Origin of the sequence: Streptomyces sp. SID14515, from assembly GCF_010548505.1 — a bacterium.
GTDB lineage: Bacteria > Actinomycetota > Actinomycetes > Streptomycetales > Streptomycetaceae > Streptomyces > Streptomyces caviscabies.
In genome coordinates this window covers 1-26,137 of sequence record NZ_JAAGMH010000112.1, presented here as the reverse complement: position 1 = coordinate 26,137, position 26,137 = coordinate 1, and the positions used below count along the sequence as shown (strand labels likewise).

Annotated in this window: 15 protein-coding genes, 1 tRNA gene and 2 rRNA genes; 4 read left to right on the top strand and 14 right to left on the bottom strand. The window is 70.5% G+C overall.

Going from position 1 to position 26,137, the window contains the following annotated elements; genetic code table 11:
* Nucleotides 1–19 precede the first annotated feature (19 nt).
* The 3 genes from G3I54_RS26440 to G3I54_RS26430 all read left to right on the top strand — a co-directional run bounded on the left by G3I54_RS26440 (nt 20) and on the right by G3I54_RS26430 (nt 6,554).
* Nucleotides 20–4,705, top strand: a complete 4,686-nt coding sequence (locus tag G3I54_RS26440; RefSeq protein WP_164617790.1) for a DEAD/DEAH box helicase — start codon at nt 20–22, stop codon at nt 4,703–4,705.
* Nucleotides 4,706–4,877: 172 nt separating this feature from the next.
* Nucleotides 4,878–5,753, top strand: a complete 876-nt coding sequence (locus G3I54_RS26435; protein WP_164617787.1) for an Fpg/Nei family DNA glycosylase — start codon at nt 4,878–4,880, stop codon at nt 5,751–5,753.
* 36 nt (nt 5,754–5,789) lie between these two features.
* Nucleotides 5,790–6,554 (top strand): SDR family NAD(P)-dependent oxidoreductase, encoded by a 765-nt coding sequence (locus G3I54_RS26430; RefSeq protein WP_164617785.1) that lies wholly within the window; start codon nt 5,790–5,792, stop codon nt 6,552–6,554.
* On the opposite strand, the gene G3I54_RS39725 is transcribed toward G3I54_RS26430, so the two are convergent.
* The 11 genes from G3I54_RS39725 to G3I54_RS26375 form a co-directional block, all read right to left on the bottom strand.
* Nucleotides 6,502–6,867 (bottom strand): hypothetical protein, encoded by a 366-nt coding sequence (locus G3I54_RS39725; protein WP_164617782.1) that lies wholly within the window; start codon nt 6,865–6,867, stop codon nt 6,502–6,504. The genes G3I54_RS26430 and G3I54_RS39725 overlap by 53 nt on opposite strands.
* 180 nt (nt 6,868–7,047) lie before the next feature.
* Nucleotides 7,048–7,224 carry a CsbD family protein gene (locus G3I54_RS26420; RefSeq protein ID WP_164617899.1) on the bottom strand — a complete coding sequence of 59 codons (177 nt, stop codon included), beginning with the start codon at nt 7,222–7,224 and terminating at the stop codon, nt 7,048–7,050.
* 118 nt (nt 7,225–7,342) lie between these two features.
* Nucleotides 7,343–7,813 (bottom strand): DNA starvation/stationary phase protection protein, encoded by a 471-nt coding sequence (locus G3I54_RS26415; RefSeq protein ID WP_164617779.1) that lies wholly within the window; start codon nt 7,811–7,813, stop codon nt 7,343–7,345.
* A gap of 198 nt (nt 7,814–8,011) precedes the next feature.
* Nucleotides 8,012–8,395 carry a helix-turn-helix transcriptional regulator gene (locus G3I54_RS26410; protein WP_003965837.1) on the bottom strand — a complete coding sequence of 128 codons (384 nt, stop codon included), beginning with the start codon at nt 8,393–8,395 and terminating at the stop codon, nt 8,012–8,014.
* Nucleotides 8,396–8,504: 109 nt separating this feature from the next.
* Nucleotides 8,505–9,014 (bottom strand): CinA family protein, encoded by a 510-nt coding sequence (locus G3I54_RS26405; protein WP_164617777.1) that lies wholly within the window; start codon nt 9,012–9,014, stop codon nt 8,505–8,507.
* Nucleotides 9,011–9,874, bottom strand: a complete 864-nt coding sequence (gene pgsA, locus G3I54_RS26400) for a CDP-diacylglycerol--glycerol-3-phosphate 3-phosphatidyltransferase (RefSeq protein WP_164617775.1) — start codon at nt 9,872–9,874, stop codon at nt 9,011–9,013. The genes G3I54_RS26405 and pgsA overlap by 4 nt, the downstream gene beginning before the upstream one ends.
* Nucleotides 9,871–11,352, bottom strand: a complete 1,482-nt coding sequence (gene rimO, locus G3I54_RS26395; protein WP_164617772.1) for a 30S ribosomal protein S12 methylthiotransferase RimO — start codon at nt 11,350–11,352, stop codon at nt 9,871–9,873. Before rimO ends, pgsA begins: the two co-directional genes overlap by 4 nt.
* Nucleotides 11,353–11,525: 173 nt before the next feature.
* Nucleotides 11,526–12,326 (bottom strand): helix-turn-helix domain-containing protein, encoded by an 801-nt coding sequence (locus G3I54_RS26390; protein WP_164617769.1) that lies wholly within the window; start codon nt 12,324–12,326, stop codon nt 11,526–11,528.
* A gap of 320 nt (nt 12,327–12,646) precedes the next feature.
* Nucleotides 12,647–15,478, bottom strand: a complete 2,832-nt coding sequence (locus tag G3I54_RS26385) for a DNA translocase FtsK (protein WP_164617766.1) — start codon at nt 15,476–15,478, stop codon at nt 12,647–12,649.
* Nucleotides 15,479–15,593: 115 nt separating this feature from the next.
* A complete protein-coding gene (locus tag G3I54_RS26380; RefSeq protein WP_097945029.1) occupies nt 15,594–16,277 on the bottom strand; it encodes a response regulator in 684 nt (227 codons plus the stop codon).
* Nucleotides 16,278–16,521: 244 nt separating this feature from the next.
* Nucleotides 16,522–21,981 carry a HAMP domain-containing protein gene (locus G3I54_RS26375; protein WP_164617763.1) on the bottom strand — a complete coding sequence of 1,820 codons (5,460 nt, stop codon included), beginning with the start codon at nt 21,979–21,981 and terminating at the stop codon, nt 16,522–16,524.
* Nucleotides 21,982–22,382: 401 nt separating this feature from the next.
* On the opposite strand from G3I54_RS26375, the gene G3I54_RS26370 reads away from it, so the two are divergent.
* Nucleotides 22,383–25,010, top strand: coding sequence for a SpoIIE family protein phosphatase (locus G3I54_RS26370; RefSeq protein ID WP_164617761.1), 2,628 nt, complete (start codon nt 22,383–22,385; stop codon nt 25,008–25,010).
* Between the two features lie 53 nt (nt 25,011–25,063).
* Here the strand turns inward: G3I54_RS26370 and G3I54_RS26365 are convergent.
* The 3 genes from G3I54_RS26365 to G3I54_RS26355 form a co-directional block, all read right to left on the bottom strand.
* A tRNA-Thr gene (locus tag G3I54_RS26365) sits at nt 25,064–25,136 on the bottom strand.
* Nucleotides 25,137–25,326: 190 nt separating this feature from the next.
* Nucleotides 25,327–25,443: ribosomal RNA gene (rrf, locus tag G3I54_RS26360) — 5S ribosomal RNA — on the bottom strand.
* 77 nt (nt 25,444–25,520) lie between these two features.
* Nucleotides 25,521–26,137: ribosomal RNA gene (locus tag G3I54_RS26355) — 23S ribosomal RNA — on the bottom strand; the annotation flags it as partial.

The following is a 26,137-nucleotide window of genomic DNA, read 5'->3' as shown; positions in this document are numbered from 1 at the left end:
GGGGTGCACGATGGGGGACATGACCGGCTCCGCTCTCGACGCCTTCTCGCCCGCGACCCGCGGTTGGTTCACCGGGGCCTTCAGCGCGCCCACCGCAGCGCAGGAGGGCGCCTGGCGGGCCATCGGCGAGGGCAGCGATGTCCTGGTCGTCGCGCCGACCGGCTCCGGGAAGACCCTGGCCGCGTTCCTCGCCTCGCTGGACCGGCTGGCGGCCGGGCCGCCGCCCGCCGAGGCCAAGAAGCGCTGCCGCGTGCTGTACGTGTCCCCGCTCAAGGCCCTCGCGGTCGACGTCGAGCGCAACCTCCGCTCGCCGCTGACCGGCATCCGCCAGGAGTCGGTGCGCCTGGGGCTGCCGGAGCCGGAGGTGCGGGTCGGCATCCGGTCCGGGGACACCCCGCCCGCCGAGCGGCGCTCCCTGGTGACCAGACCGCCGGACATCCTCATCACCACACCCGAGTCGCTGTTCCTCATGCTGACGTCCTCCGCCCGGGACGCGCTGGCTGGAGTCGAAACGGTGATCCTCGACGAGGTGCACGCGGTCGCCGGGACGAAGCGCGGCGCCCATCTCGCCCTCTCCCTGGAGCGTCTCGACGAGCTGCTGCCCCGCCCCGCCCGGCGCATCGGCCTGTCCGCGACGGTCCGGCCGGTCGACGAGGTGGCCCGCTTCCTGTCGCCGCAGCGCAAGGTGGAGATCGTCCAGCCCCGGTCCACCAAGGAGTTCGATCTCTCGGTCGTCGTCCCGGTCGAGGATCTGGGCGAGCTGGGCGGCTCCCCCGCCACCGACGGCGACTCCGGCCAGGCGGACAAGCCCTCGATCTGGCCGCATGTCGAGGAGCGCATCGCCGATCTCGTGCAGTCGCACCGCTCCACCATCGTCTTCGCCAACTCCCGGCGACTGGCGGAGCGGCTCTGCAACCGGCTGAACGAGATCGCGTACGAGCGGGCGACCGGCACCGCGTTCGACCCCGACAACCCGGCCCCCGCCCTCCCGGAGGCCCATGCCCCGGCGGAGGTCATGGCCCAGTCCGGCGCGGGCGGGGGCGCCCCCGCCCTGCTGGCCCGCGCCCACCACGGCTCGGTCTCCAAGGAACAGCGGGCCCAGGTCGAGGAGGACCTCAAGGCGGGCCGGCTGCCCGCCGTGGTCGCCACCTCCAGCCTGGAGCTCGGCATCGACATGGGCGCGGTCGACCTGGTGATCCAGGTGGAGTCCCCGCCCTCCGTCGCCTCCGGCCTCCAGCGGGTGGGGCGGGCCGGGCACCAGGTGGGCGCGGTCTCCACCGGAGTCGTCTTCCCGAAGTACCGCGGCGATCTGGTGCAGGCCGCCGTCGTCACCGAGCGGATGCGCGAAGGGGCCATCGAGGCGCTGCGCATCCCGTCCAATCCGCTGGACGTGCTGGCCCAGCAGCTGGTCGCCATGGTGGCCCTGGACAGCTGGCAGGCCGACGATCTGCTGGCCCTGGTCCGGCGGGCCGCCCCGTTCGCCTCGCTCCCCGAGTCGGCGTTCACCGCCGTGCTCGACATGCTCGCCGGACGCTATCCCTCCGACGCCTTCGCGGAGCTGCGCCCCCGGGTGGTCTGGGACCGGGTCGGGGGTACGGTCACGGGCCGCCCCGGCGCGCAGCGGCTCGCCGTCACCTCGGGCGGCACGATTCCGGACCGCGGCCTCTTCGGTGTCTTCCTGGCCGGGGCCGACCCGAAGAAGGGCGGCGGCCGGGTCGGCGAGCTGGACGAGGAGATGGTCTACGAGTCCCGCGTCGGCGACGTCTTCACCCTGGGCACCACGTCCTGGCGGATCGAGGACATCACCCGCGACCGGGTCCTGGTCTCGCCGGCCCCGGGCGTTCCGGGCCGGCTGCCGTTCTGGAAGGGCGACCAGCTGGGCCGCCCGCTGGAGCTCGGCCGCGCCCTCGGCGCCTTCCTCCGTGAGATCGGCGGCCTGTCCGACGAGGACGCCCGGCTGCGCCTGCTCGCCGCCGGACTCGACGCCTGGGCGGCGGACAACATCCTGGCCTATCTGGACGAGCAGCGCCGGGCCTGCGGCCATGTTCCGGACGACCGGACGATCCTGGTCGAGCGGTTCCGGGACGAGCTGGGCGACTGGCGGGTCGTCGTGCACTCCCCCTTCGGCGCCCAGGTGCACGCCCCGTGGGCGCTCGCCCTCTCCGCCCGCCTCGGTGAGCGGTACGGCATGGACGCCCAGGTCATGCACGCCGACGACGGCATCGTGCTGCGGCTGCCCGACGCGGACATGATGGGCCTGGATCTGCTCGACTTCGACACCCCGCCCACCCCGGACACCGGCAACGGCGGACCGGTGCCGGGGGCCGTGGCGTACGACAGCGACCAGCCCCCGGTGGCGGCCGCCGACGTCGTCTTCGACCAGGGCGAGGTCCAGCAGATCGTCACCGACCAGGTGGGCGGCTCGGCCCTGTTCGCCGCCCGGTTCCGGGAGTGCGCCGCGCGCGCCCTGCTGCTGCCCCGCCGCTCCCCCGGCAAGCGCACCCCGCTCTGGCAGCAACGCCAGCGGGCCTCGCAGCTGCTCCAGGTCGCCTCGGAGTTCGGTTCGTTCCCGATCGTCCTGGAGGCCGTCCGCGAATGCCTCCAGGACGTGTTCGACGTCCCCGGGCTCACGGAACTGATGGGCGACCTGGAGGCGCGCCGGGTGCGGCTGGTCGAGGTGACCACCCAGGAGCCCTCGCCGTTCGCCCGCTCGCTCCTCTTCGGTTACGTGGCGCAGTTCCTGTACGAGGGCGACTCACCGCTCGCCGAGCGGCGCGCCGCCGCCCTCTCCCTGGACTCCCATCTCCTCGCCGAGCTGCTGGGCCAGGCGGAGCTGCGCGAACTGCTCGACCCCGAGGTCCTCACCGAGCTGGAGCGGGAGTTGCAGTGGCTCACCGAGGACCGGCGGATCAAGGACGTCGAGGGGGTGGCCGATCTGCTGCGTGTGCTCGGTCCGCTCACCGACGCCGAGCTGGCGGAGCGGGGCGCCGAGCCGTCCTGGGCGACGGAGCTGGCGACGGCCCGGCGGGCGATCCAGGTCCGGATCGCCGGCGCCGACCACTGGGCGGCGATCGAGGACGCGGGCCGGCTGCGCGACGCCCTGGGCACCGCGCTTCCGGTCGGCGTTCCCGAGGCGTTCACCGAGCCCGTGAAGGATCCGCTCGGCGACCTCCTCGCCCGCTTCGCACGGACGCACGGCCCGTTCACCGCGGCCCGGGCCGCCGAGCGCTTCGGGCTCGGCACCGCCGTCACCGACGGTGCGTTGCAACGTCTTTCGGCCTCCGGCAGGACCGTCCAGGGCGAGTTCCACCCGGCGGGCATCGGCCAGGAATGGTGCGACGCCACAGTGCTGCGCCGGCTCCGCCGCCGTTCGCTGGCGGCGCTCCGCCAGGAGCTGGAGCCGGTGCCGCCCGCGGCTCTCGTCTCCTTCCTCCCCCAGTGGCAGCACTTCGGCTCCAACAGTCTGCGGGGCATCGACGGGCTGGCCCGAGCCGTCGAGCAGCTCCAGGGCGCGCCCGTTCCCGCGTCGGCGCTGGAGAAGCTGGTGCTGCCGAGCCGTGTCACGGGCTACCACCCGGCGATGCTCGACGAGCTGACGACCACGGGCGAGGTGGTCTGGGCCGGGGCGGGGGCGCTGCCCGGCAAGGACGGCTGGGTCTCCCTCTACCTCGCCGACAGCGCACCGCTGCTGCTGCCTCCGCCACACCCTCTGGAGCTGTCGGCGCTGCACGAGTCCGCGCTCACCACGCTCTCCGGCGGCTACGGCCTCTTCTTCCGCCAGATCGCCGACCAGATCCGGGCCACCACCCACCCGGACTGCACGGACCAGCAGCTGGCCGACGCCCTGTGGGACCTGGCCTGGTCCGGGCGGCTGACCAACGACACACTGGCCCCGCTGCGTTCGCTGCTGGGCTCGGGACGGACGGCGGGCTCAACCGCCCACCGCTCCCGGCGCAGCGTCCCGCGCGGGCGCTACGGTTCGCTCACCGCCGCCGCCCGCCCCGCGTCCCGCACCGGCCCGCCCACGGTCTCGGGCCGCTGGTCCCTGCTCCCTCCGGTCGAACCGGAACGGACTCACCGCGCCCATGCCCTGGCCCGCACCCTCCTCGACCGGCACGGCGTGGTGACCCGGGGCGCGGTGCAGGCCGAGGGGGTGGAGGGCGGCTTCTCCGCGACGTACCGCGTTCTGGCCGCCTTCGAGGACAACGGGCAGGCGCGGCGCGGCTATGTGGTCGAGGGGCTGGGAGCCGCCCAGTTCGCGATGGACGGCGCGGTGGACCGGCTGCGGGCGGCGTCCACCGCACGGGACCGCCGCGATCCGGACACCGCACCCCAGGCGCTGGTGCTCGCCGCCGCCGACCCGGCCAACGCGTACGGCGCGGCCCTGCCGTGGCCGGAGTCCCCGGACGGCGCCGGACACAAGCCGGGCCGCAAGGCGGGGGCGCTGGTGGTCCTGGTCGACGGTGAGCTGACGCTCTACATGGAGCGCGGCGGCAAGACCCTCCTGGCCTGGCCGTCCGACCCCGAGGCCCCCGCCCTGCGCGCGGCGGCCGAGGCGCTGGCCGCCTCGGCCCGTGCCGGCGCCCTGGGCACGGTGACGGTGGAGCGGACGAACGGCGTCTCCTCCCTCACCTCGCCGCTGGGCCGGACGCTGGAGGCGGCCGGGTTCCTCGCCACCCCGAGAGGCCTGCGTCTGCGCGCCTGACCCAGGTTCCTCGCCACCCCCAGAAGCCTGCGTCTGCGTGCCTGACCCGGGTCACCGGACCACTCCCCGGCCCGTCGGCGGGCATGGGGCCCTCGTCCGTCGGCGGACACGGGACGACGCACGGGCGCCCCCGGCACACGCACGGGCGCCCCGGCGCACCCATCATGGAGGCATGCCCGAAGGAGACACCGTCCTGCAGACCGCCGCCCGGCTGCACGAGGCGCTGGCGGGGCAGGTGCTGACCCGGTCGGACCTGCGCGTCCCCCGCTTCGCCACCGCCGACCTCACCGGCCGTACCGTCCTGGACGTCACCGCGCGCGGCAAGCACCTGCTGACCCGGATCGAGGGCGGTCTGACCCTGCACAGCCACCTCCGGATGGACGGTTCCTGGCGGGTGTACGCCCCGGACGAGCGCTGGCGGGGCGGTCCGGGGCACCAGATCCGCGCGATCCTCGGCAACGCGGAGCACACCGCGGTCGGCTACCGGCTCCCCGTGCTGGAACTGCTGCGCACCAGCGAGGAGAGCCGGGCCGTGGGCCACCTGGGCCCGGACCTGCTGGGCCCCGACTGGGATCCCGGCCTCGCCCTGGACCGGCTGCTCGCCGCACCGGAGCGCCCTCTCGGCGAGGCGCTCCTGGACCAGCGCAATCTGGCGGGCATCGGCAATGTCTACAAGTGCGAGCTGTGCTTCCTGGCCCGCGTCACCCCCTGGCTCCCCGTGGGCGCCCTCCCCGACGGCGTACTCCCCCGCCTCGTCACCCTGGCCGAGCGCCTGCTGCACGCCAACCGCGACCGCCCCACCCGCACCACGACCATCACCTCCGAACTCCGCACCCCGCCGGGACCGGACACGAGCCCGGCCCCGAGCCCCGGACCGGCCGCCGCCCGCTCCCGTACCCGGCCGCCCGTTCGCGTACGGGAGCGGCTGTACGTCTACGGACGCGCCCGCCGCCCCTGTCTGCGCTGCGGCACCCCGATCCGCCTCGCCGACCAGGACGACCGGCCCACCTACTGGTGCCCCGGCTGCCAATCAGGCCCGACCCCCTAGTTGACGCCCCGTCAGATCCGGTCGTACGGTCCCGTCATGTCCCTCTCCGCGTACGACCTCACGGGCCGCGCCGCGTTCGTCACGGGTGCGGCGAGCGGTATCGGGCGGGCGAGCGCCCTGCTGCTCGCGGAGGCCGGAGCCACGGTGCACTGCGCGGACCGTGACGAGACGGGCCTGCGCCGGACGTACGACCGGATCGCCGACGCGGGCGGCACCGCCCGTACGCACCCCCTCGACGTCACCGACCGCAACCAGGTCCGGGCGGCCGTCGAAACGGCCGGGCAGCTCGACATCCTGGTCGCGGTGGCCGGGATCATGCACACCAGCAGCGTGCTGGAGACGGCGGACGAGGACCTGGACCGGGTGCTGGCGGTCAATTTCAAAGGGGTGCTGTACGCCTGCCAGGAAGTGGCCCGCTCCATGAGAGCCCGCTCCGCCCCCGGCTCGCTGATCACGATGGCGTCCGGAGCCGTGGACTCCGCGAGCGCGGGCCTGCTCTGCTACAGCGTCGCGAAGGCCGCCGTGGTGCAGCTCACCAAGACGCTCGCCACCGAGCTGGGGCCCCACGCCATACGGGTGAACGCCGTCGCGCCCGGCTGGATCCGTACGCCGATGACCGACCGGCACGATGCCGCCGGTCAGCACCGGGCGGAGGCGACGATGGCCCGGATCTCCCCACTGGGCCGGGTCGGCGAGCCCGAGGACGTCGCCCACACCGTGCTGCACCTGGCCTCGGACGCCTCGGCCTTCATGACCGGCCAGATCCTCCGCCCGAACGGCGGCGTCGCCATGCCCTGGTGAACAGCCCGACAAGCCGCCCCCACCGCCGAGACCGCCCCGACAGCCCCACCAGACCCGCTGACCCCACCGGACCTACCGAACCCGCTGACCCCACCGGACCCACCGAACCGGCCGGCCCCGACGGACGCACCGACCCCGACGGCCCGACCGTCCCCATCGACGCCACATGGACCGGCAACAGGCTCAGCCCCCAGCCGCCCGCCGCCACCGCCCCCTCCACCAGCCCCGCCTGATCCGGTTGCAGCACCAGCCGGAGCACCGCCCACCACCACAGCCCGCCGAGGACCAGCGCCGGCACCCAACGCCGCTTCATCGCTGCCTCCCGCGGCTGACGTCCTTTCCGGCAGTTTCCCCTGGCCGCGGCGGCGGTGCATCCAGAACGTCCGGCCGAAGGGCCACCCACACAGGAGTGCCCCCGCCGATTCGGCGGGGGCACTCCGATGCCGCGCAAACCCTGGTAAGCCTTCACAGGGCCGCAGGGCCGAAGGACTGACTACCTGTCGTCGTCGCTGCTGAGCGAGTCCTTGACGCCCTTCGCACGGTCGCCGGCCTCGTCCACCGCGTCCTTGGCCCGGCCCTTGGCCTGATCGGTCTTGCCCTCGGCCTCCTTGCGGCGGTCGCCGGTCAGCTTGCCGACCGCTTCCTTGCCCTTGCCCTTGAGCTTGTCCATGGCGCTGTCACCACTCACGATGTCGCTCCCTATCTCTTCGGTCACTCGGATCACGCGGATCACTCAGACGCCGCTCAGACGCCGCTCAGACGCCGGTCGGACGTCCCTCGGACGCCGGTCAGGCGCTTTCCGCCTGGAACATCCAGGCATGCTTCTCAAGCTCCGCCGTCAGCCCGATCAGCAGGTCCTGGGTGATCGGGTCCGGCTCGTCGGTCGCCTCGATGCGCTCCCGCATCCGGCCGATGACCACGCCCAGCGCGTCCACCAGGATCCGCACGGCGTCGGTGTCCTTGATCCAGCCCTCGGGCACGGACGCGATGGCGGTCTCCTTGGAGACCGTGCCGGAGCGCCCGTCCGGGTTGACCCCAATCGCCGAGGCACGCTCGGCGACCGTGTCGGAGTGCTGCCGGGCCGTGACGACGACGTCGTCGAGCTGAAGGTGCACGGAGCGGAAGCGCGGACCGACCACGTTCCAATGGACCTGCTTGGCCACCAGGGAGAGGTCGACGAGGTCGACCAGAGCGCCTTGCAGCGCTGTTCCCACGACCTTGAGATCGCCCTCGGACAACGTGCTCTTGACCACAGACATGTGCGCTACTCCCATCCGTCAGCTTTCACTGACCGTCTCGGTGCATCACCCACGATGGCACATTTGAACCAAAACGGTCATGCGGGCCTTGTCCTCCGTGTGCCCACTGGCCCCCGCCTCACACCCGGAACGCAAAAGTCCCGGCCGACCCCGTCAGGGGCCGACCGGGACTCCGGTCGAGCAACTGTGCCGCGTGGATCAGGCGGCGACGACGTCCACCGCTTCCGCGGGCGCCTTGATGGTCACCCGTCCCGACGGCACACCTGCGACCGAAGAGACGGAGACGGAATTGAGCATGGGACGAACCGGTACTGGGACCGGATCACTGGCAGCTGCCGACTCGGCCAGCTCAGCGAGCGAGAGCTCATCGCTCACCTCACGCATGAGCTCGGACATCCGTACGTCAAGCGCGTCGCAAATCGCGGAGAGCAGCTCGGAGGATGCCTCCTTCTGCCCCCGCTCCACCTCGGAGAGATAACCGAGCGAGACCCGGGCGGACGAGGAGACTTCGCGCAGAGTACGGCCTTGGCGCTGGCGCTGCCGACGCAGCACGTCACCCAGCAGGCGACGGAGCAGAATCATCGGTGGCTCCCTCCTCGGACCGCGTAGCCGCATCCTTCACGCCCTACCGTACCGCCTTGTGCTGCGGCCGTGCGGGGAGCGATGTCGTGTTCACTCAGGGCTGCAAACATCAATTCCCCCCGTGTTGTTCCGTATCCTGTGCCCGCGCATTCTCACCGAGTTCGTTCGCGAGCAGTTCGAGGACGCTTCGCACACTCTCAGTACGGATATCCGCCCTCCCACCATTCAACCGCAGTGCCGTCACTTTCTCGATGCCGGAGGGTCCTGCCACGGCGACGTGGACGGTGCCGACCGGCTGCCCGTCCTGGGGTTCCGGCCCCGCGACCCCCGTGGTGGAGACGCCCCAGTCCGCGTCGAGAACCCGCCGCACACCGGCCGCCATCTGCAGCGCGACCTCGGGGTCCACGGCTCCGCGCTCCGCCAGAAGGGCCCCGTCGACGCCCAGGACGTCCCGCTTCAGGGCGGTGGCGTACGCCGTCACCGATCCCCGGAAGGACAGGGAAGCGCCGGGTACGGAGGTCAGCTCGGCGGCGACCAGGCCGCCCGTCAGCGATTCGGCGACGGCGAGCGTCTCGCCCCGCGCTCCGAGAAGCCGGAGCACCCGGGCAGCGGCTGTCACCGCTCGGCCTCCGCGGCGTCGCGCGCCTCGGCGCCACTGCGCACGTCGGCACCACGTACGTCAGCGCTCCGCACGTCGGCACTGTGTACGTCCGTCACACCGCGTACGTCCGTCACACCGCCCACCGCACCGGCGGCCGGACCGGCGCCGACCGCGGTGCCGGCGGGAGCCTGAAGGGCCTCCACGGCCTCCGCGGCCCGCTCGGCGGCGGCCGCGCGCTCCGCGGCCAGGCCCTTGCGGCGCAGGACGACGGCCTGGCGTACGTAATCGAGTCCGGTGACGACCGTCAGCACGACGGCGACCATCATCATCCAGAAGCGCAGCGTCGCCAGCGGTCCGGTGAGCACCAGGACGTACATCCCGGCCGCCGTCCCCTGCGCGAGCGTCTTCAGCTTGCCGCCTCTGCTGGCCGGGATCACCGCATGCCGGATCACCCAGAACCGCATCAGCGTGATGCCCAGCTCACGGGCGAGGATCACTCCGGTGATCCACCACGGCAGGTCGCCCAGAACGGAGAGCGAGACCAGCGCCGCGCCCATGATCGCCTTGTCGGCGATCGGGTCGGCGATCTTCCCGAAGTCGGTGACCAGGTTGTACGCCCGTGCCAGATGACCGTCGAACAGGTCGGTGATCATCGCGATGGCGAAGGCCGCCCAGGCGAAGGAGCGCCAGACCGGGTCGTATCCGCCGTCGTGGAACAGCAGCAGCACGAAGCCGGGTACGAGCAGCAGCCGCACCATGGTCAGGATGTTGGCGATGTTCCACAGGCTGGCCTGGTTGACGGCCGCAGTGCCCAGCTTGCCGCCGCGGACCGGCTTCGCGCCGGAGCCGCCTGCCGCGGATGCCGGGACTCCCGTCATCTGGCTACCTCCGCAAGCTCGTGGTGTTCGGCCACCAGGTCGACGCCCTCGGTGCCCACTGCCTTTGCCTCGACCATACGGCCCGGCACGAGTCCCTCGCGTGTGGTGAAGACCACCTGGCCATCCGTTTCGGGAGCCTGGTGCGCCGCACGCCCGATGGCGACCTCGCCGTCCTCCTCCGACTCGACGGACTCCACCAGCACCTGGAGGGTCTCGCCGACGCGCTCCTCGGCCCGCTGCGAGGTCAGTTCCTCGGCCAGCTGGGAGATGTGGGCGAGGCGCTCCGCGATGGTGTCGGCGTCGAGCTTGTTCTCGTAGCCGACCGCCTCGGTGCCCTCCTCGTCGGAGTAGCCGAAGACGCCGATCGCGTCGAGGCGGGCGCCGGTGAGGAAGCGTTCCAGCTCGGCGAGGTCGGCCTCGGTCTCGCCGGGGAAGCCGACGATGAAGTTGGAGCGGGCGCCGGCCTGGGGGGCCTTGCTCCGAATGGTGTCCAGGAGCTCCAGGAAGCGGTCGGTGTCGCCGAAGCGGCGCATCGTGCGCAGCACGCTCGGGGAGGAGTGCTGGAAGGAGAGGTCGAAGTACGGGGCGACCTTCGGCGTCGAGGTGAGGACGTCGATGAGGCCGGGACGCATCTCGGCGGGCTGGAGGTAGCTGACCCGGATCCGCTCGATGCCGTCCACATCGGCCAGCTCGGGCAGCAGGGTCTCCAGGAGGCGGATGTCGCCGAGGTCCTTGCCGTAGGAGGTGTTGTTCTCGGAGACGAGCATGACTTCCTTGACGCCCTGCTCGGCCAGCCAGCGGGTCTCCTGGAGCACGTCCGAGGGGCGCCGCGAGATGAACGAGCCGCGGAAGGAGGGGATGGCGCAGAAGGAGCAGCGGCGGTCGCAGCCGGAGGCGAGCTTCACCGAGGCGACGGGGCTGGTGCCGAGCCGGCGGCGCAGCGGTGCCCGCGGCCCGGAGACCGGCGCGACGCCTTCGGGCAGGTCCTCGGGGGCCGGGGCCGGGGTCTCCTGGGCGTGGCCGGGCAGCGCCACGGCGGCGTCCTGCCGCTCGGCGGGGCTGATCGGCAGGAGCTTGCGGCGGTCGCGCGGGGTGTGCGAGGCGTGGATGCCGCCGTTGAGGATGGTCTGGAGCCGGTCGGAGATGTCGGCGTAGTCGTCGAATCCGAGGACGCCGTCCGCCTCCGGCAGGGCCTCGGCGAGGTCCTTGCCGTAGCGCTCGGCCATGCAGCCGACGGCGACGACGGCCTGGGTGCGGCCGTGATCCTTCAGATCGTTGGCTTCGAGCAGGGCGTCGACGGAGTCCTTCTTGGCGGCTTCGACGAACCCACAGGTGTTGACGACTGCGACATCCGCGTCGGAGGCATCCTCGACGAGGTCCCAGCCGTCCGCTGCCAAGCGGCCTGCAAGCTCCTCCGAGTCCACCTCGTTACGGGCGCAGCCAAGAGTGACAAGGGCGACGGTACGGCGTTCGGGCATGGACTCAAGACTACTTTGTCCCGGCGGCCCCCCTGCCGTGCAGGGTTCCCGAGGCCGCTCGGCACCCCCTTCCTGCTACGGGGAGTGACAGCGTCCGGGCCGGGGAACGCCGACGGGCGCCCGGCGCGAGGCCGGACGCCCGTCGGGACGTTACGGAGACGGAGGGCGGCGGATCAGCCGGCCTCGGGGTCGCCCTTGGTGTAGGAGAGCCGTTCGACCTGGCCGGGACCGAAGCGGTCCTGGACCTGCTTGCCGTTGACGAAGAGCTCGATCGCCCCGGCGTCGCCGAGGACGAGGTCGATGCGTTCCTTGTCCTGGAAGGTCTTGGACTCGCCCTGGAGCAGCAGCCCGTCGAAGAGCAGCCGGCCGTTGTGGTCCTTGGCCGAGATCCAGCTCTTGCCCCGGTCCGCGCTGAGCTTGACCGTCACCTTGTCCCGGGGGGCGGCGGCGATGGCGCTCTCGGAGGGCACGGGCTTGGGGTCGGAGGGCTTGGTCGCGGTGGGCTTGGCCGCGGTCTTGTCGGGCTTGGAGCCCTCCGCGATCTGCGCGGTGTTGGAGGGTTCGTCCTCGCCGCTGAAGAGCGTGAAGCCGACGAACCCGATGACGGCGACGATGGCCGCGACCATGGCGGCGGTCCAGTTGGGCCGCCGGGGTTCGGAGCGGATGCGTTCCGCTTCGAACAGCGGCGCCGCGGGGGTCGGTGCGGGACGGCCGCCGTGATCGGCGTCGTACTCCTCGACCAGCGGTTCCGGATCGAGGCCGACGGCACGGGCGAACGTGCGGATGTGGCCGCGGGCGTAGACGTCGCCGCCGCAGCGGGAGAAGTCGTCCTGCTCGATCGCGTGCACGATGGGGATGCGCACCCGGGTGGAGCTGCTGACTTCCTCGACCGTCAGACCTGCGGCGATACGAGCCTGCTGAAGGGCACGACCGATCGAAGGCCGGTCGTCTTCGGGGGAGTTGCCGATGGACACGGGGGCGCCTTTCGAGCGTGAGCCACCTGCTGGATGTTCAGTCTAGGGGGGGTACGAAAGGGAGGGGCAACCGGGAGGGACGACTTTGTACGCCATCGGGCTCGCCGGACGGCCCCGCCACCGGCTCCGGGGTGGAGCGGGGACGGAACACAGCCCCGATCGAGGACTGGGCAACCTGTAGTGGGCCGAACGGGGTGGAGATACGGGTGAGGTGACGACGGAGCGAGCTGCGGGGAGGAGCACGGTTCCGTCCCTCCCTTCAACTGGACGTACGACCGTACGAAACGGTTGCCCACAAAACCTTTACGGAGCGGATTCCGTTACGGAGCGGATTCCCCGCGGATGACGGCCAACACCCCGTCGAGCTCGTCGGGTTTCACCATGACGTCTCGCGCCTTGGATCCCTCGCTGGGCCCGACGATGTTGCGCGACTCCATCAGGTCCATCAGCCGGCCCGCCTTCGCGAAACCGACGCGCAGCTTGCGCTGGAGCATCGAGGTCGATCCGAACTGGGTGGAGACGACCAGCTCGGCGGCCTGGCAGAGCAGGTCGAGGTCGTCGCCGATGTCCTCGTCGATCTCCTTCTTCTGCTTCGTCCCCACCACGACGTCGTCCCGGAAGACCGGGGCCATCTGGTCCTTGCAGTGCTGGACGACGGCGGCGACCTCGTCCTCGGTGACGAAGGCGCCCTGCATACGGGTGGGTTTGTTGGCGCCCATCGGGAGGAAGAGCCCGTCGCCCTTGCCGATGAGCTTCTCGGCGCCGGGCTGGTCGAGGATGACCCGGCTGTCGGCGAGGGAGGAGGTGGCGAAGGCGAGCCGGGAGGGCACGTTCGCCTTGATCAGGCCGGTCACCACGTCGACCGAGGGGCGCTGGGTGGCGAGCACCAGGTGGATGCCGGCCGCGCGGGCCAGCTGGGTGATGCGGACGATCGAGTCCTCGACGTCGCGCGGAGCCACCATCATCAGGTCGGCCAGCTCGTCGACGATCACCAGCAGATACGGGTACGGGGACAGCTCGCGCTCGCTGCCCTCGGGCGCCTTGCACTTGCCGTTGCGCACCGCGTGGTTGAAGTCGTCGATGTGCCGGTAGCCGAAGTTGGCGAGGTCGTCGTAGCGCAGGTCCATCTCCCGCACGACCCACTGGAGCGCCTCGGCGGCCTTCTTGGGGTTGGTGATGATCGGGGTGATGAGGTGGGGGATGCCCTCGTACGCGGTGAGCTCGACGCGCTTGGGGTCGACGAGGACCATCCGCACGTCGTCCGGGGTGGCCCGCACCATGATCGAGGTGATCAGGCAGTTGATGCAGGAGGACTTGCCGGAGCCGGTGGCGCCGGCGACCAGGACGTGCGGCATCTTGGCGAGGTTGGCCATCTCGTAGCCGCCCTCGACGTTCTTGCCGAGCGCCACGAGCATCGGGTGGTCGTCCTCGGCGGCGTCCGCGAGGCGCAGCACATCACCGAGGTTGACCATCTCGCGGTCGGAGTTGGGGATCTCGATGCCGACGGCGGACTTGCCCGGGATCGGCGAGATGATCCGCACGTCCGGGCTCGCCACGGCGTACGCGATGTTCTTGGCCAGGGCCGTGATCTTCTCGACCTTCACGGCGGGGCCGAGCTCGATCTCGTAACGGGTGACCGTCGGACCCCGGGTGAAGCCGGTGACCGCGGCGTCGACCTTGAACTCCGAGAAGACGTTGGTCAGCGAGGCGACGACCGCGTCGTTGGCGGCGCTGCGGGTCTTGCCCGGTCCGCCGCGCTCCAGCAGGTCGAGCGAGGGCAGCGAGTACGTGATGTCGCCGGAGAGCTGGAGCTGCTCGGCGCGGGCGGGCAGCCCCTCGGAACGCTCCGGTGCGGGCTTGGTCAGGTCGGGAACGGCACCGGACCGGTCGGAGGCGTCACCGGAACGGTCACCGCCGCTCGTGCCGTCCGACGCGTCCGGCTGGCGCCCCGCGCCGGACTTGCCCGCGCCGTCCCGCTCGGCCTCCCGGGCGCCGGGGACGGGGGTCCCGGTGCGCTCCCGGTCCACGGAGACGCCCTGGGTCAGGTCGGCGACGATCGGCGAGGGCGGCATGCCGTTGAGCACGGCCCCGTCGAGCGCGGCGGCAGCGGCGGCCGCGACGTCCACGGCGTCCAGCGGCCGGTTCATCGCGGGCTGCGCGGAAGGCCTGCGGGACCTCCTGCGCTTGGTGAGCGCTTCCGCCTCGGCCTGGTCGTGGTCGTAGACCGGGTCCGCGTCCGGGTCCGTGCGGCGTGCGCCGCGTCGGTTGTGCCGCTCGGGCAGCGCCTCGCGCCACTGTTCGTCGTAGCGCTCGTCGTCGTCCTCGTACCCGTCGCCGGCCTCGGGCGCCGGCTCCACGATGCCGAGGCGGACGCCGAGCTGACGCAGCCGCTGCGGAATGGCGTTGACCGGGGTGGCGGTGACGACGAGGAGCCCGAACACGGTCAGCAGCACCAACAGCGGTACGGCGAGGACCTCGCCCATCATGAAGATCAGCGGCTTGGAGGTGGCCCAGCCGACCAGCCCGCCCGCGTCCTGCATCGCCTCGGTGCCCGCGTCCCGGCCCGGCGAACCGCAGGCGATGTGGACCTGGCCGAGGACTCCGATGACCAGGGCGGACAGCCCGATGACGATGCGTCCGTTGGCCTCGGGCCGCTCCGGATAGAGGATCAGCCGTACCGCCATCGCGCCCAGCAGTATCGGCGCGAGCAGATCGAGCCGGCCGAAGGCCCCGGTCACCAGCATCTCGACCAGGTCGCCGACCGGCCCCTGGAGATTGGACCAGGTGCCCGCGGCGACGATCAGCGCCAGGCCGAGCAGCAGCAGCGCGAGCCCGTCCTTGCGGTGGGCGGGGTCAAGTCCCTTGGCGCCACGCCCTATCGAGCGGAACAGCGCACCGACGCCGTGCGCCGCCCCGAGCCAGACCGCCCGCACCAGCCGGTAGATGCCCCCGGTGGGTGACGGTGCGGGTTTGGGCGCGGGCTTCTTGGCCGCCGCCTTCTTCGCGGGGGCCTTCTTGGCGGGAGCGGCCGACTTCTTCGGCGCGGTCTTCTTGGCGGGCGCGGCTTTCTTCGCCGGGCCCGAGGTACGGCCGACGCGCTTCGCGGTGCCCGCCGTGCCCTGGGAACCCTTGCCGGACGTACGTGAGGCCATGATGCCGAGGTTACCGCTGTCGTCGCCCGTGAACACGTTCGCCTACTGGTTCACTCGACCGTGTCGCCTCCGGACGGCCGGGAACTGACGCCGCCTCACGGCAGAGGCGGAGGTGTCAGCTCTGTGCGGGCAGCACGCCCGCGCCCCCGCCGGTGCCCGGCTCCAGCGCGTCGAGCGCGCGGCGCAGGCCGGTCAGCTTGCGTTCGAGATGGGCGGCGGTGGCGACCGCCGCGGCGTCCGCGGACTCGTCGTCGAGCTGCTTGGAGAGCGCCTCCGCCTGCTCCTCGACCGCCGCGAGCCGCGCGGAGAGCTCGGCCAGCAGTCCGGCCGGCTCCTTCTCGTGCTCGCCGCCCGCGTGGCCGTCGCCCTCCAACTGGAGCCGCAGCAGAGCGGCCTGCTCGCGGAGCTTGCAGTTCTTCATGTACAGCTCGACGAAGACCGAGACCTTGGCGCGCAGCACCCACGGGTCGAACGGCTTGGAGATGTAGTCCACCGCACCGGCCGCGTAACCGCGGAAGGTGTGGTGCGGACCGTGGTTGATCGCGGTGAGGAAGATGATCGGGATGTCCCGGGTCCGCTCCCGCCGCTTGATGTGCGCGGCGGTCTCGAAACCGTCCATGCCTGGCATCTGGACGTCCAGCAGAATGACCGCGAAGTCGTCCGTGAGCAGCGCTTTGAGCGCCTCCTCCCCTGACGATGCCCGGACCAGTGTCTGATCGAGCGCAGAGAGGATGGCCTCCAGCGCCAGCAGATTCTCCGGCCGGTCATCGACCAGGAGGATCTTGGCCTTCTGCACCATGGCCCGTCCTCCTCGCCCCGGAAATGCACCGGGTGCCGCCCCAGGGGACGACTCCCTTACGCCGTCCGTCCTTGTGCCGGTCATGGTAGCCGCACCCCGCCCGTCACCACACCCTGTCACCGCGATGTCACTGTGCACGTACCGCAAACGCGGTGGGAGACCAGAAGGTTCCCCGAATACAGCGCGTTCACACCCGTTCGAGCACAGTCGGTCAACAACTCACGCCAATTCGTTCAATCCTCGATCACTCTCCGTGCATCCACTGCTCCATCACCGCGAGCAGATGATCAGGATCGACCGGCTTCGTCACATAGTCGGAAGCCCCGCAATCGATGGCCTTCTCCCGGTCGCCCTTCATCGCCTTCGCGGTGAGCGCGACGATCGGCAGCCCGGCGAACTGCGGCATCCGCCGGATCGCGGTCGTCGTCGCGTAACCGTCCATCTCGGGCATCATGATGTCCATCAGCACGACCGTCACATCGTCGTGCTGCTCCAGCACTTCGATGCCCTCGCGGCCGTTCTCCGCGTACAGCACCGCCAGTCCGTGCTGCTCCAGCACGCTGGTGAGCGCGAAGACATTGCGGATGTCGTCGTCGACGATGAGCACCTTCTCACCGCGGAAGCGGAATGTCCGCCGGGGCGCCGGCTCCTCCGCCGCGGCCTGGCCCTGAACCTGGCTCTCGCCCTGGCTCCCCTGCACCCACTCCTCCTGCTGCGGGGCGCTCTCGGACGGGGTGCGGCCGGCCGGCAGCGCGGGCCTGCCCGCCGCTTCCCCCAGCGCCTTGCGTCGCCGCCGGAACACCCCGGCGGAGTTGGCCGGGTCGCCGTACGGAGCCGACTGACCCTGCGGGGACTGCGCCTGCCCCATCTCGCCCGTGCCGCCCAGCACCTCGGCGGAACCGGAACCCACCGGGGGGTAGCCCTGGGGCGGCAGTTCGGCGCGGTGCAGCGGCAGGTACAACGTGAAGGTGGAACCGCGCCCCGGCTCGCTCGCCGCGTGGATCTCACCGCCGAGCAGCCGTGCGATCTCCCGGCTGATGGAGAGACCGAGGCCGGTGCCGCCGTACTTCCGGCTCGTCGTGCCGTCCGCCTGCTTGAACGCCTCGAAGATCACCAGCATCTTGCTGGACGCGATCCCGATCCCGGTGTCGGTGACCGAGAAGGCGATCAGATCGGCGTCCGCGTCCCGCAGCGAACCCGCCTCCAGCAGGTGCTCACGGATCGCGTTGGGCACATCGGCGCCGGCCGGCCGGATCACCAGCTCCACCGCGCCGCTGTCGGTGAACTTCACCGCGTTGGACAGCAGGTTGCGCAGCACCTGGAGCAGGCGCTGCTCGTCGGTGTGCAGCGTCGCGGGAAGCTCCGGCGACACCCGTACGGAGAAGTCGAGGCCCTTCTCCGCGGTGAGCGGGCGGAAGGTCGCCTCCACATAGTCGACCAGCTGGACCAGCGCGATCCTGGTCGGGCTGACGTCCATCTTGCCCGCCTCGACCTTCGACAGGTCCAGGATGTCGTTGATCAGCTGGAGCAGGTCGGACCCGGCCCCGTGAATCGTCTCGGCGAACTCCACCTGCTTCGGCGAGAGATTGCCCTCGGCGTTGTCTGCCAGCAACTTGGCCAGAATCAGCAGCGAGTTGAGCGGCGTACGCAGCTCGTGCGACATGTTCGCCAGGAACTCGGACTTGTAGCGCATCGAGACCGCGAGCTGCTCGGCGCGCTCCTCCAGCACCTGCCGCGCCTCCTCGATCTCGGTGTTCTTCACCTCGATGTCGCGGTTCTGCTGGGCCAACAGCTCGGCCTTCTCCTCCAGTTCGGCGTTGGACGCCTGGAGGGCCTTCTGCCGGTTCTCCAACTCCTCCGAGCGGTCGCGCAGTTGCTCGGTCAGCTCCTGGGACTGCTCCAGCAGCTTCTCGGTCTTGGTGTTGACGCTGATCGTGTTGACGCTCGTCGCGATCATCTCGGCGAGCTGGTTGAGGAAGTCCCGCTGGATGTGCGTGAACGGCTGGAACGAGGCCAGTTCGATGACGCCGAGAACCTTGCCCTCGAAGAGCACCGGCAGCACGATCACATGCGCCGGAGGGGCCTCGCCCAGACCGGAGGAGATCTTCAGATAGCCCGGCGGCACGTTGTCCACCTGGATCGTCCGCTTCTCCTCGGCCGCCGTCCCGATGAGCGTCTCGCCGGGCCGGAAGGAGGTCGGCATCGACCCCGCGGAGTAGCCGTAACTCCCCCGCATCCGCAGCTCGTACGAACCCGCCTCGCCGTTGTCCGGACCGACCTCGTCCGAGTCGCCCGCGGCCATCGCCAGGAAGAACGCGCCGTGCTGCGCCGAGACCACCGGCGTCAGCTCGCTCATGATCAGCGAGGCCACGTCGTCCAGATCGCGGCGGCCCTGCATCAGACCGGAGATCCGGGCCAGGTTGCCCTTCAGCCAGTCCTGCTCCTTGTTGGCCAGCGTGGTGTCGCGCAGGTTCGCGATCATCGTGTTGATGTTGTCCTGGAGGACCTGGATCTCGCCGGCCGCGTCCACATCGATCTTGAGGTTCAGATCGCCGCGGGTCACCGCGGTGGCGACGGCGGCGATGGCACGCACCTGACGGGTCAGGTTCCCGGCCATCTCGTTCACCGACTCGGTGAGGTCGCGCCAGGTGCCGTCCACGTCCCGCACCCGCGCCTGACCGCCCAGCTGCCCCTCGGTGCCCACCTCGCGCGCGACCCGGGTCACCTGCTCGGCGAACGAGGACAGCTGGTCGACCATCGTGTTGATGGTGTTCTTCAGCTCCTGGATCTCACCGCGCGCGTCGATGTCGATCTTCTTCGTCAGGTCGCCCTTGGCGATGGCGGTGGTGACCGTGGCGATCTGCCGCACCTGACCGGTCAGGTTGGAGGCCATCGAGTTCACGGACTCGGTGAGGTCCTTCCACGTACCGGCGACTCCCGGCACCCGGGCCTGGCCGCCCAGCTCGCCCTCCGTGCCCACCTCACGGGCCACCCGCGTGACCTCGTCGGCGAACGAGGACAGCGTCGTCACCATCGTGTTGACGGTGTCGGCCAGCTCCGCGACCTCGCCGCGCGCCTCCACGGTGACCTTCTTCGTCAGATCGCCGTTGGCGACCGCGGAGGAGACCCGGGAGATGTTCCGCACCTGGCTGGTCAGGTTGTTGGCCATCAGGTTGACGTTCTCGCTGAGGTCCTTCCAGATGCCGGTCGCCCCGCGCACCCGCGCCTGACCGCCCAGGATCCCTTCGGTGCCCACCTCGCGGGCCACCCGGGACACCTCATCGGCGAAGTTGAGCAGCTGGTCGACCATCGTGTTGACGGTCGTGACCAGTTCGAGGATCTCGCCCTTGGCGTCGACGGTGATCTTCTTGGAGAGATCGCCCTTGGCGACCGCGGTGGTGACCTCGGCGATGTTGCGGACCTGGAGGGTCAGGTTGTTCGCCATGCCGTTGACGGACTGGGTGAGGTCCTTCCACGTACCGGACACGCCCTGCACCTCGGCCTGACCGCCGAGGATGCCCTCCGTACCCACCTCACGGGCGACCCGTGTCACCTGCTCCGCGAAGTTGGACAGCTGGTCCACCATCGTGTTGAGGGTGTTCTTGAGCTCCAGGATCTCGCCCCGGGCGTCCACGTCGATCTTCTGCGACAGGTCACCGCGCGCCACCGCCGTGGCGACCTGCGCGATGTTACGGACCTGAGCGGTGAGGTTCCCCGCCATGCCGTTCACCGAATCGGTCAGATCGCGCCACACTCCGGCCACGCCGGGCACCTGCGCCTGACCGCCGAGCCGGCCGTCCGTACCCACCTCGCGGGCGACCCGGGTGACCTGGTCGGCGAAGGCGGAAAGCTGGTCGACCATCGTGTTGATCGTGTTCTTGAGCTCCAGGATCTCGCCCCGGGCGTCCACGTCGATCTTCTGCGACAGGTCGCCCCGCGCCACCGCCGTCGTCACCTGCGCGATCTGCCTCACCTGGGAGGTGAGGTTCCCGGCCATGAAGTTGACGGAGTCCGTCAGCTCCTTCCACGTACCCGAGACGCCGTCCACCCGCGCCTGACCGCCGAGGCGGCCCTCGGTGCCCACGTCCCGGGCCATCCGCGTCACCTGGTCGGCGAAGCTGGAGAGCTGCGCCACCATCGTGTTGACGGTGTTCTTCAGCTCCAGCATCTCCCCGGCCACGTCCACGGTGACCTTCTGCGACAGATCACCGTTGGCGACCGCCGTGGTGACCTGCGCGATGTCCCGGACCTGGCCGGTCAGGTTGCGGAACGCGGTGTTGACCGAGTCGGTGAGGTCCTTCCAGGTCCCCGCCGCACCCGGCACCTCGGCCTGCCCGCCGAGCCGGCCCTCGACGCCGACCTCCCGGGCCACCCGGGTCACCTCGGAACCGAACGACTGGAGCTGGTCCACCATCGTGTTGACGGTGTTCTTCAGCTCCAGCATCTCCCCGGCCACGTCGACCGTGACCTTCTGCGACATGTCGCCGCTGGCCACCGCGGTCGTGACCTGCGCGATGTCGCGCACCTGTGTCGTCAGGTTCCGGAAGACCGTGTTCACCGAGTCGGTGAGGTCCTTCCACGTACCGGCCGCGCCCGGCACCTGCGCCTGACCGCCGAGGAGCCCTTCGCCACCGACCTCGCTCGCCACACGTGTCACTTCGTCCGCGAAGGTGCGCAGCGTCTCGGTCATCTGGTTGATCGTCTCGGCGAGCTGCGCGACCTCGCCGCGCGCGCTCACGGTGACTTTCTGCGTCAGGTCACCGCTGGCGACCGCCGTCGTCACCTCCGCGATCCCGCGCACCTGGGAGGTGAGGTTGCCCGCCATCGTGTTGACGGAGTCGGTGAGGTCCTTCCACACCCCGGCCACACCCGGCACGGTCGCCTGACCGCCCAGCTCGCCCTCCGTGCCCACCTCACGGGCGACGCGCGTCACCTCGGAGGAGAACGAGGACAGCTGGTCGACCATCGTGTTGACGGTGTTCTTCAGCTGGAGCATCTCGCCGGCCACATGGACGGTGACCTTCCGCGACAGATCACCCTTGGCGACCGCCGTCGTCACCAGCGCGATGTCCCGCACCTGGGCGGTGAGCCGGTACGCCATGGTGTTGACGGAGTCCGTGAGGTCCTTCCAGGACCCGGACATGCCGCGCACCTGCGCCTGGCCCCCGAGCTTGCCCTCGGTGCCCACCTCGACGGCGACCCGGGTGACCTGCTCGGTGAAGACCGACAGCTGGTCGACCAGGTTGTTGACCGTACGGGCGACCTTCAGGAACTCGCCGCGCAGCGGCCGTACCGTCTCGTCCTGCGTGTGCGAGCGCAGCTCCATACGCTGCTCCAGGTCACCGTCGGCGACCGCCGACAGCACCCGGCCCACTTCGGAGACCGGTCGCGCGAGATCGTCGACGAGCTCGTTGGAGGCGTCGATCGCGGCGGCCCAGGAGCCCTCGCAGGCGCCCGTCTCCAGCCGCTCCGTGAGTTTGCCCTCACGCCCGACCACCCGCCGTACGCGCGCCAGCTCACCGGTGAGATGGAGATTCCGGTCGGCGACCTCGTTGAAGACCGCCGCGATCTCCGTCATCACACCGTCGCCGGAGACGGTGAGCCGCCGGCGGAAGTTGCCGTCGCGCATCGCCACGAGGCCCGCGAGCACTCTGTTCAGAGCTGCCGCGTCCACTTCGACGGTGCCATTGCGCTGCTTTTTCACGGACTGTCCGCCTTTTGTACGCGCCTTCGAACCCTGCGCCGCCACGCCAGACTCCACCGTGTCCCTCCCGCAGGGGTTGACCGTTTCACTCGGGCCTATCCGGAAGCTTGCCCAGTTCCACTTTGGCTCACCGCCACTGCACACCGTCAACGGGCGACCGGGCGGACGTCAAATCATGGCAACGTACCAGGCCGGAACCGGTCGGCGGGCAACCTGCACCGGTTGCCCCCCATCCCTTGCACCGGGAGTCCATACTTGTGCGCCCGCGCACCACCGCCGGACCGCTCTGTCCCGAACTCGGCCCTCGTGTACCGGGCACCCTTGAGATACGTCTAGCCTGGCAAGCGAATCGAAGCGGCGATAAACGGGCACAGGACTCGGGGAAGCGACGAGACACCAATATGGGGAGTGCTGTGATCACCGCGCGCGCGGCCGCCACCTTCGAACCGGTCGGACGCTCCGTCGCGACCGCCCGCGCCTTCGTCCGGGACACGCTCCAGGGGTGGGGCTACAACGATGTCGTCGACGACGCCGTCGTGCTCACCAGCGAGCTCGTGACCAACGCCGTCGTGCACGCGGGCACCGCGGCCGACGTGCTGTGCCTGCGCACCGCGGACGGCGTCCGGGTCGAGGTCTCCGACCACTATCCGGAACGCGAGGTTCCGCTCCAGAGCAACGGCCTCGACTTCGGCAGCCCCGACCGCGAGAACGGCCGCGGTCTGCTGCTCTGCGCCGCCCTGGCCTCCCGCTGGGGCGTCGAGTACTCCCCCACCCGTAAACACGTCTGGTTCCAGCTGGACCTGCCCGACCGGCCGGTGGGCATCCGCTCCGCCGGCCCGGTCCTGCCCACCTCGCTCCTCCCCGTCACCGACCAGCGGGTCCGGGTCGCCGTCGTCCAGATCGACAGCGCCGGCGCGATCAGCGCGTGGAACGACGACGCCGCGTACGTCTTCGGGCACACGGCGGAGCAGGTCACCGGCAAGCAGTTCACCGACTTCGTGGCCTGGCCGCACACCCCGGGGACCAACACCGGCATCGCCGACGCCCTCCAGCTCTCCCGCTGGGAGGGCAGTTACGGAATCCGCGGCGCCGACGGCCGGACCATCGCCGTCTACTCCTCGCACCTGCGGGTCCGCGACACCGACGGCGAACCTTCCACGGTCTGTCTCCTCGTCCGCGACGACGAGCGCGCCGTGCTCCAGTCCCCGGTCCGCGCCCCGGTCTCCGACACCTCATCCGACAACCGCACCGCGGACCCGTTCGAGGTGTTCATCGGCTCCCCGGCCCCGGACGACCTGGACGGCCTCCTTCAGCGGACGGTCGAGCGGGCCCGCGACATGCTCGACGCCGACGCCGCGTTCCTCCTGCTCGCCACGGACGACGAGACCGAGCTGGAGGTCCGCGCCACGACGGGCCTCCCCTCGGCCCGCCAGCGCTTCGCCCGGGTGCCGGTCGAGGCCGGTACGGGCCGTTACGGCTCCGCCCGGATGCCCGCCGTCCACGAGGACCTGACCGCCGTCCCCGGCGCCGTGCCGCTCCTCACCGACACCGGGATGCGCTCGGTCGTCACCGTGCCGCTGAAGGTCGAGGGCCGTCTCACCGGCTCCCTCGGCGTCGCGGCGGAGGGCGCGGGCCGCTACTCCAACGAGGAGGCCCTGCGCCTCCAGTTCGCGGCGGACCGCATCGCGCTCGCCGTGGAGTCCGCCCGCCTCGGCGAGCTGGAACGGCTGCGCCGAGGCTCCCTGTCCTTCCTCGTCGAGGCCTCCGACCTGCTGGCCGGCACGCTCGACCGGGACCAGACCCTGGCGCTGATGGCCCAGATGACGGTCCCGACGCTGGCCACCTGGTGCGCCGTCTACACGATCGCCGACCAGTCGTCCGACCCGTACCTCTCCTATGTGCTCCACGAGGACGAGGACCTCATCGACGGGCTCAAGGCCCTGCTCTCCAAGATCGCCCCGCCGGATCCGGTACCGACCCCGGGCGCCCGCGTCTGGGCCGCCCCCTCGGAGGCGGGCCACCGCGCGGCCCTGTCCACGTCGACCCGCAGCCTGCAGCGCGACGCGCCGCTGAGCATGAGCACGGCCACCCGCACGACGCTCGCCACGGCCCAGGCCGTCGGCGGTGAGACGGTGGTCCTCCCGCTGGTCGCCCGCAACCGTGTGATCGGCATGCTGACGCTCGGGAAGCCCTCGGACGACCACTTCCGCCAGGAGATCCTGGAACTGGCCGAGGACCTCTCCCGCAGGGCCGCCCTGGCCCTGGACAACGCCCGCCTGTACTCGGAGCGCATGGCGATCAGCCAGTCCCTCCAGCGCAGCCTGCTGCCCCCGGGCCTGCCCGACGTGCCGAACGTCGAGATCGAGGTCATCTACCGCGCCGCCGGCGAGGGCAACGAGGTCGGCGGCGACTTCTACGACGTCTTCCCGATCAGCGACGGCGCGTACGGCTTCGCCATCGGCGACGTGTGCGGTACGGGCCCGGAGGCGGCCGCCGTCACGGGCCTGGCCCGCCACGCGCTGCGTCTGCTCGCCCGCGAGGGCTTCGGCGGCCCGGCGGTCCTGGAGCGCCTGAACGCGGCGATCCTCGACGAGGGCGCCCGCAGCCGCTTCCTGACCCTTCTGTACGGCGAGCTGTGGCCCCAGGAGGACGGCAGCGCCCTCCTGAAGGTCGTCTGCGCAGGCCACCCGCTGCCGCTGCGCCTGCGCCAGGACGGCTCCGTCGAGTCCGCCGCGGAACCGCAGCCCCTGCTCGGTGTCATCGAGGACCTCGACCTGTACGAGCAGGAGGTCGTCCTCAACCCGGGTGACGTCCTGCTGTGCGTCACGGACGGCGTCACCGAACGCCGCGAGGGAAGCCGCATGCTGGGCGACGACGGCCTCGCGGACGTCCTGTCGACCTGTACGGGCCTGACGGCCGGAGCGGTCGCCTCACGCATTCTGCGGGCCGTGGAACGCTTCGCCGCCGAGCCGGCCTCGGACGACATGGCCATCCTGGCCATGCGCGTCCCGGAACCGCCCCTCGTCTGAGCCCCAACGCGAAAGGCCCCCGCCATGTGGCGGGGGCCTTTCGTCATGTTCTGAGCCCCAATGCGGAATCGAACCGCAGACCTTCTCCTTACCATGGAGACGCTCTACCGACTGAGCTATTGGGGCCTCGTTGCGCTGTGGCAACGAGGTAAACCATACACGGGATCCGGAGATGCTCATAATCGCGCCCGGCCATACCGGCAAGCCAGGGGGAGCACAGGGCTCATGAAGTACCGGCCGGCCGGTACTTCATGAGCCCTGTCTGGAACGCAGAAAAGCCCCGCACCTGTTGGTGCGGGGCTTTCCCGGAAAGATTGTTCGGCGGCGTCCTACTCTCCCACAGGGTCCCCCCTGCAGTACCATCGGCGCTGAAAGGCTTAGCTTCCGGGTTCGGAATGTAACCGGGCGTTTCCCTAACGCAATGACCACCGAAACACTATGAAATTTGAACACCGGACAAAAACACGGCCGTTCGTTATTTCAGAACTAACACAGTGGACGCGAGCAACTGAGGACAAGCCCTCGGCCTATTAGTACCAGTCAGCTCCACCCCTTACAGGGCTTCCACATCTGGCCTATCAACCCAGTCGTCTACTGGGAGCCTTAACCAATCAAGTTGGTGGGAATACTCATCTCGAAGCAGGCTTCCCGCTTAGATGCTTTCAGCGGTTATCCTTTCCGAACGTAGCCAACCAGCCATGCCCTTGGCAGGACAACTGGCACACCAGAGGTTCGTCCGTCCCGGTCCTCTCGTACTAGGGACAGCCCTTCTCAATATTCCTACGCGCACAGCGGATAGGGACCGAACTGTCTCACGACGTTCTAAACCCAGCTCGCGTACCGCTTTAATGGGCGAACAGCCCAACCCTTGGGACCGACTCCAGCCCCAGGATGCGACGAGCCGACATCGAGGTGCCAAACCATCCCGTCGATATGGACTCTTGGGGAAGATCAGCCTGTTATCCCCGGGGTACCTTTTATCCGTTGAGCGACAGCGCTTCCACAAGCCACTGCCGGATCACTAGTCCCGACTTTCGTCCCTGCTCGACCCGTCGGTCTCACAGTCAAGCTCCCTTGTGCACTTACACTCAACACCTGATTGCCAACCAGGCTGAGGGAACCTTTGG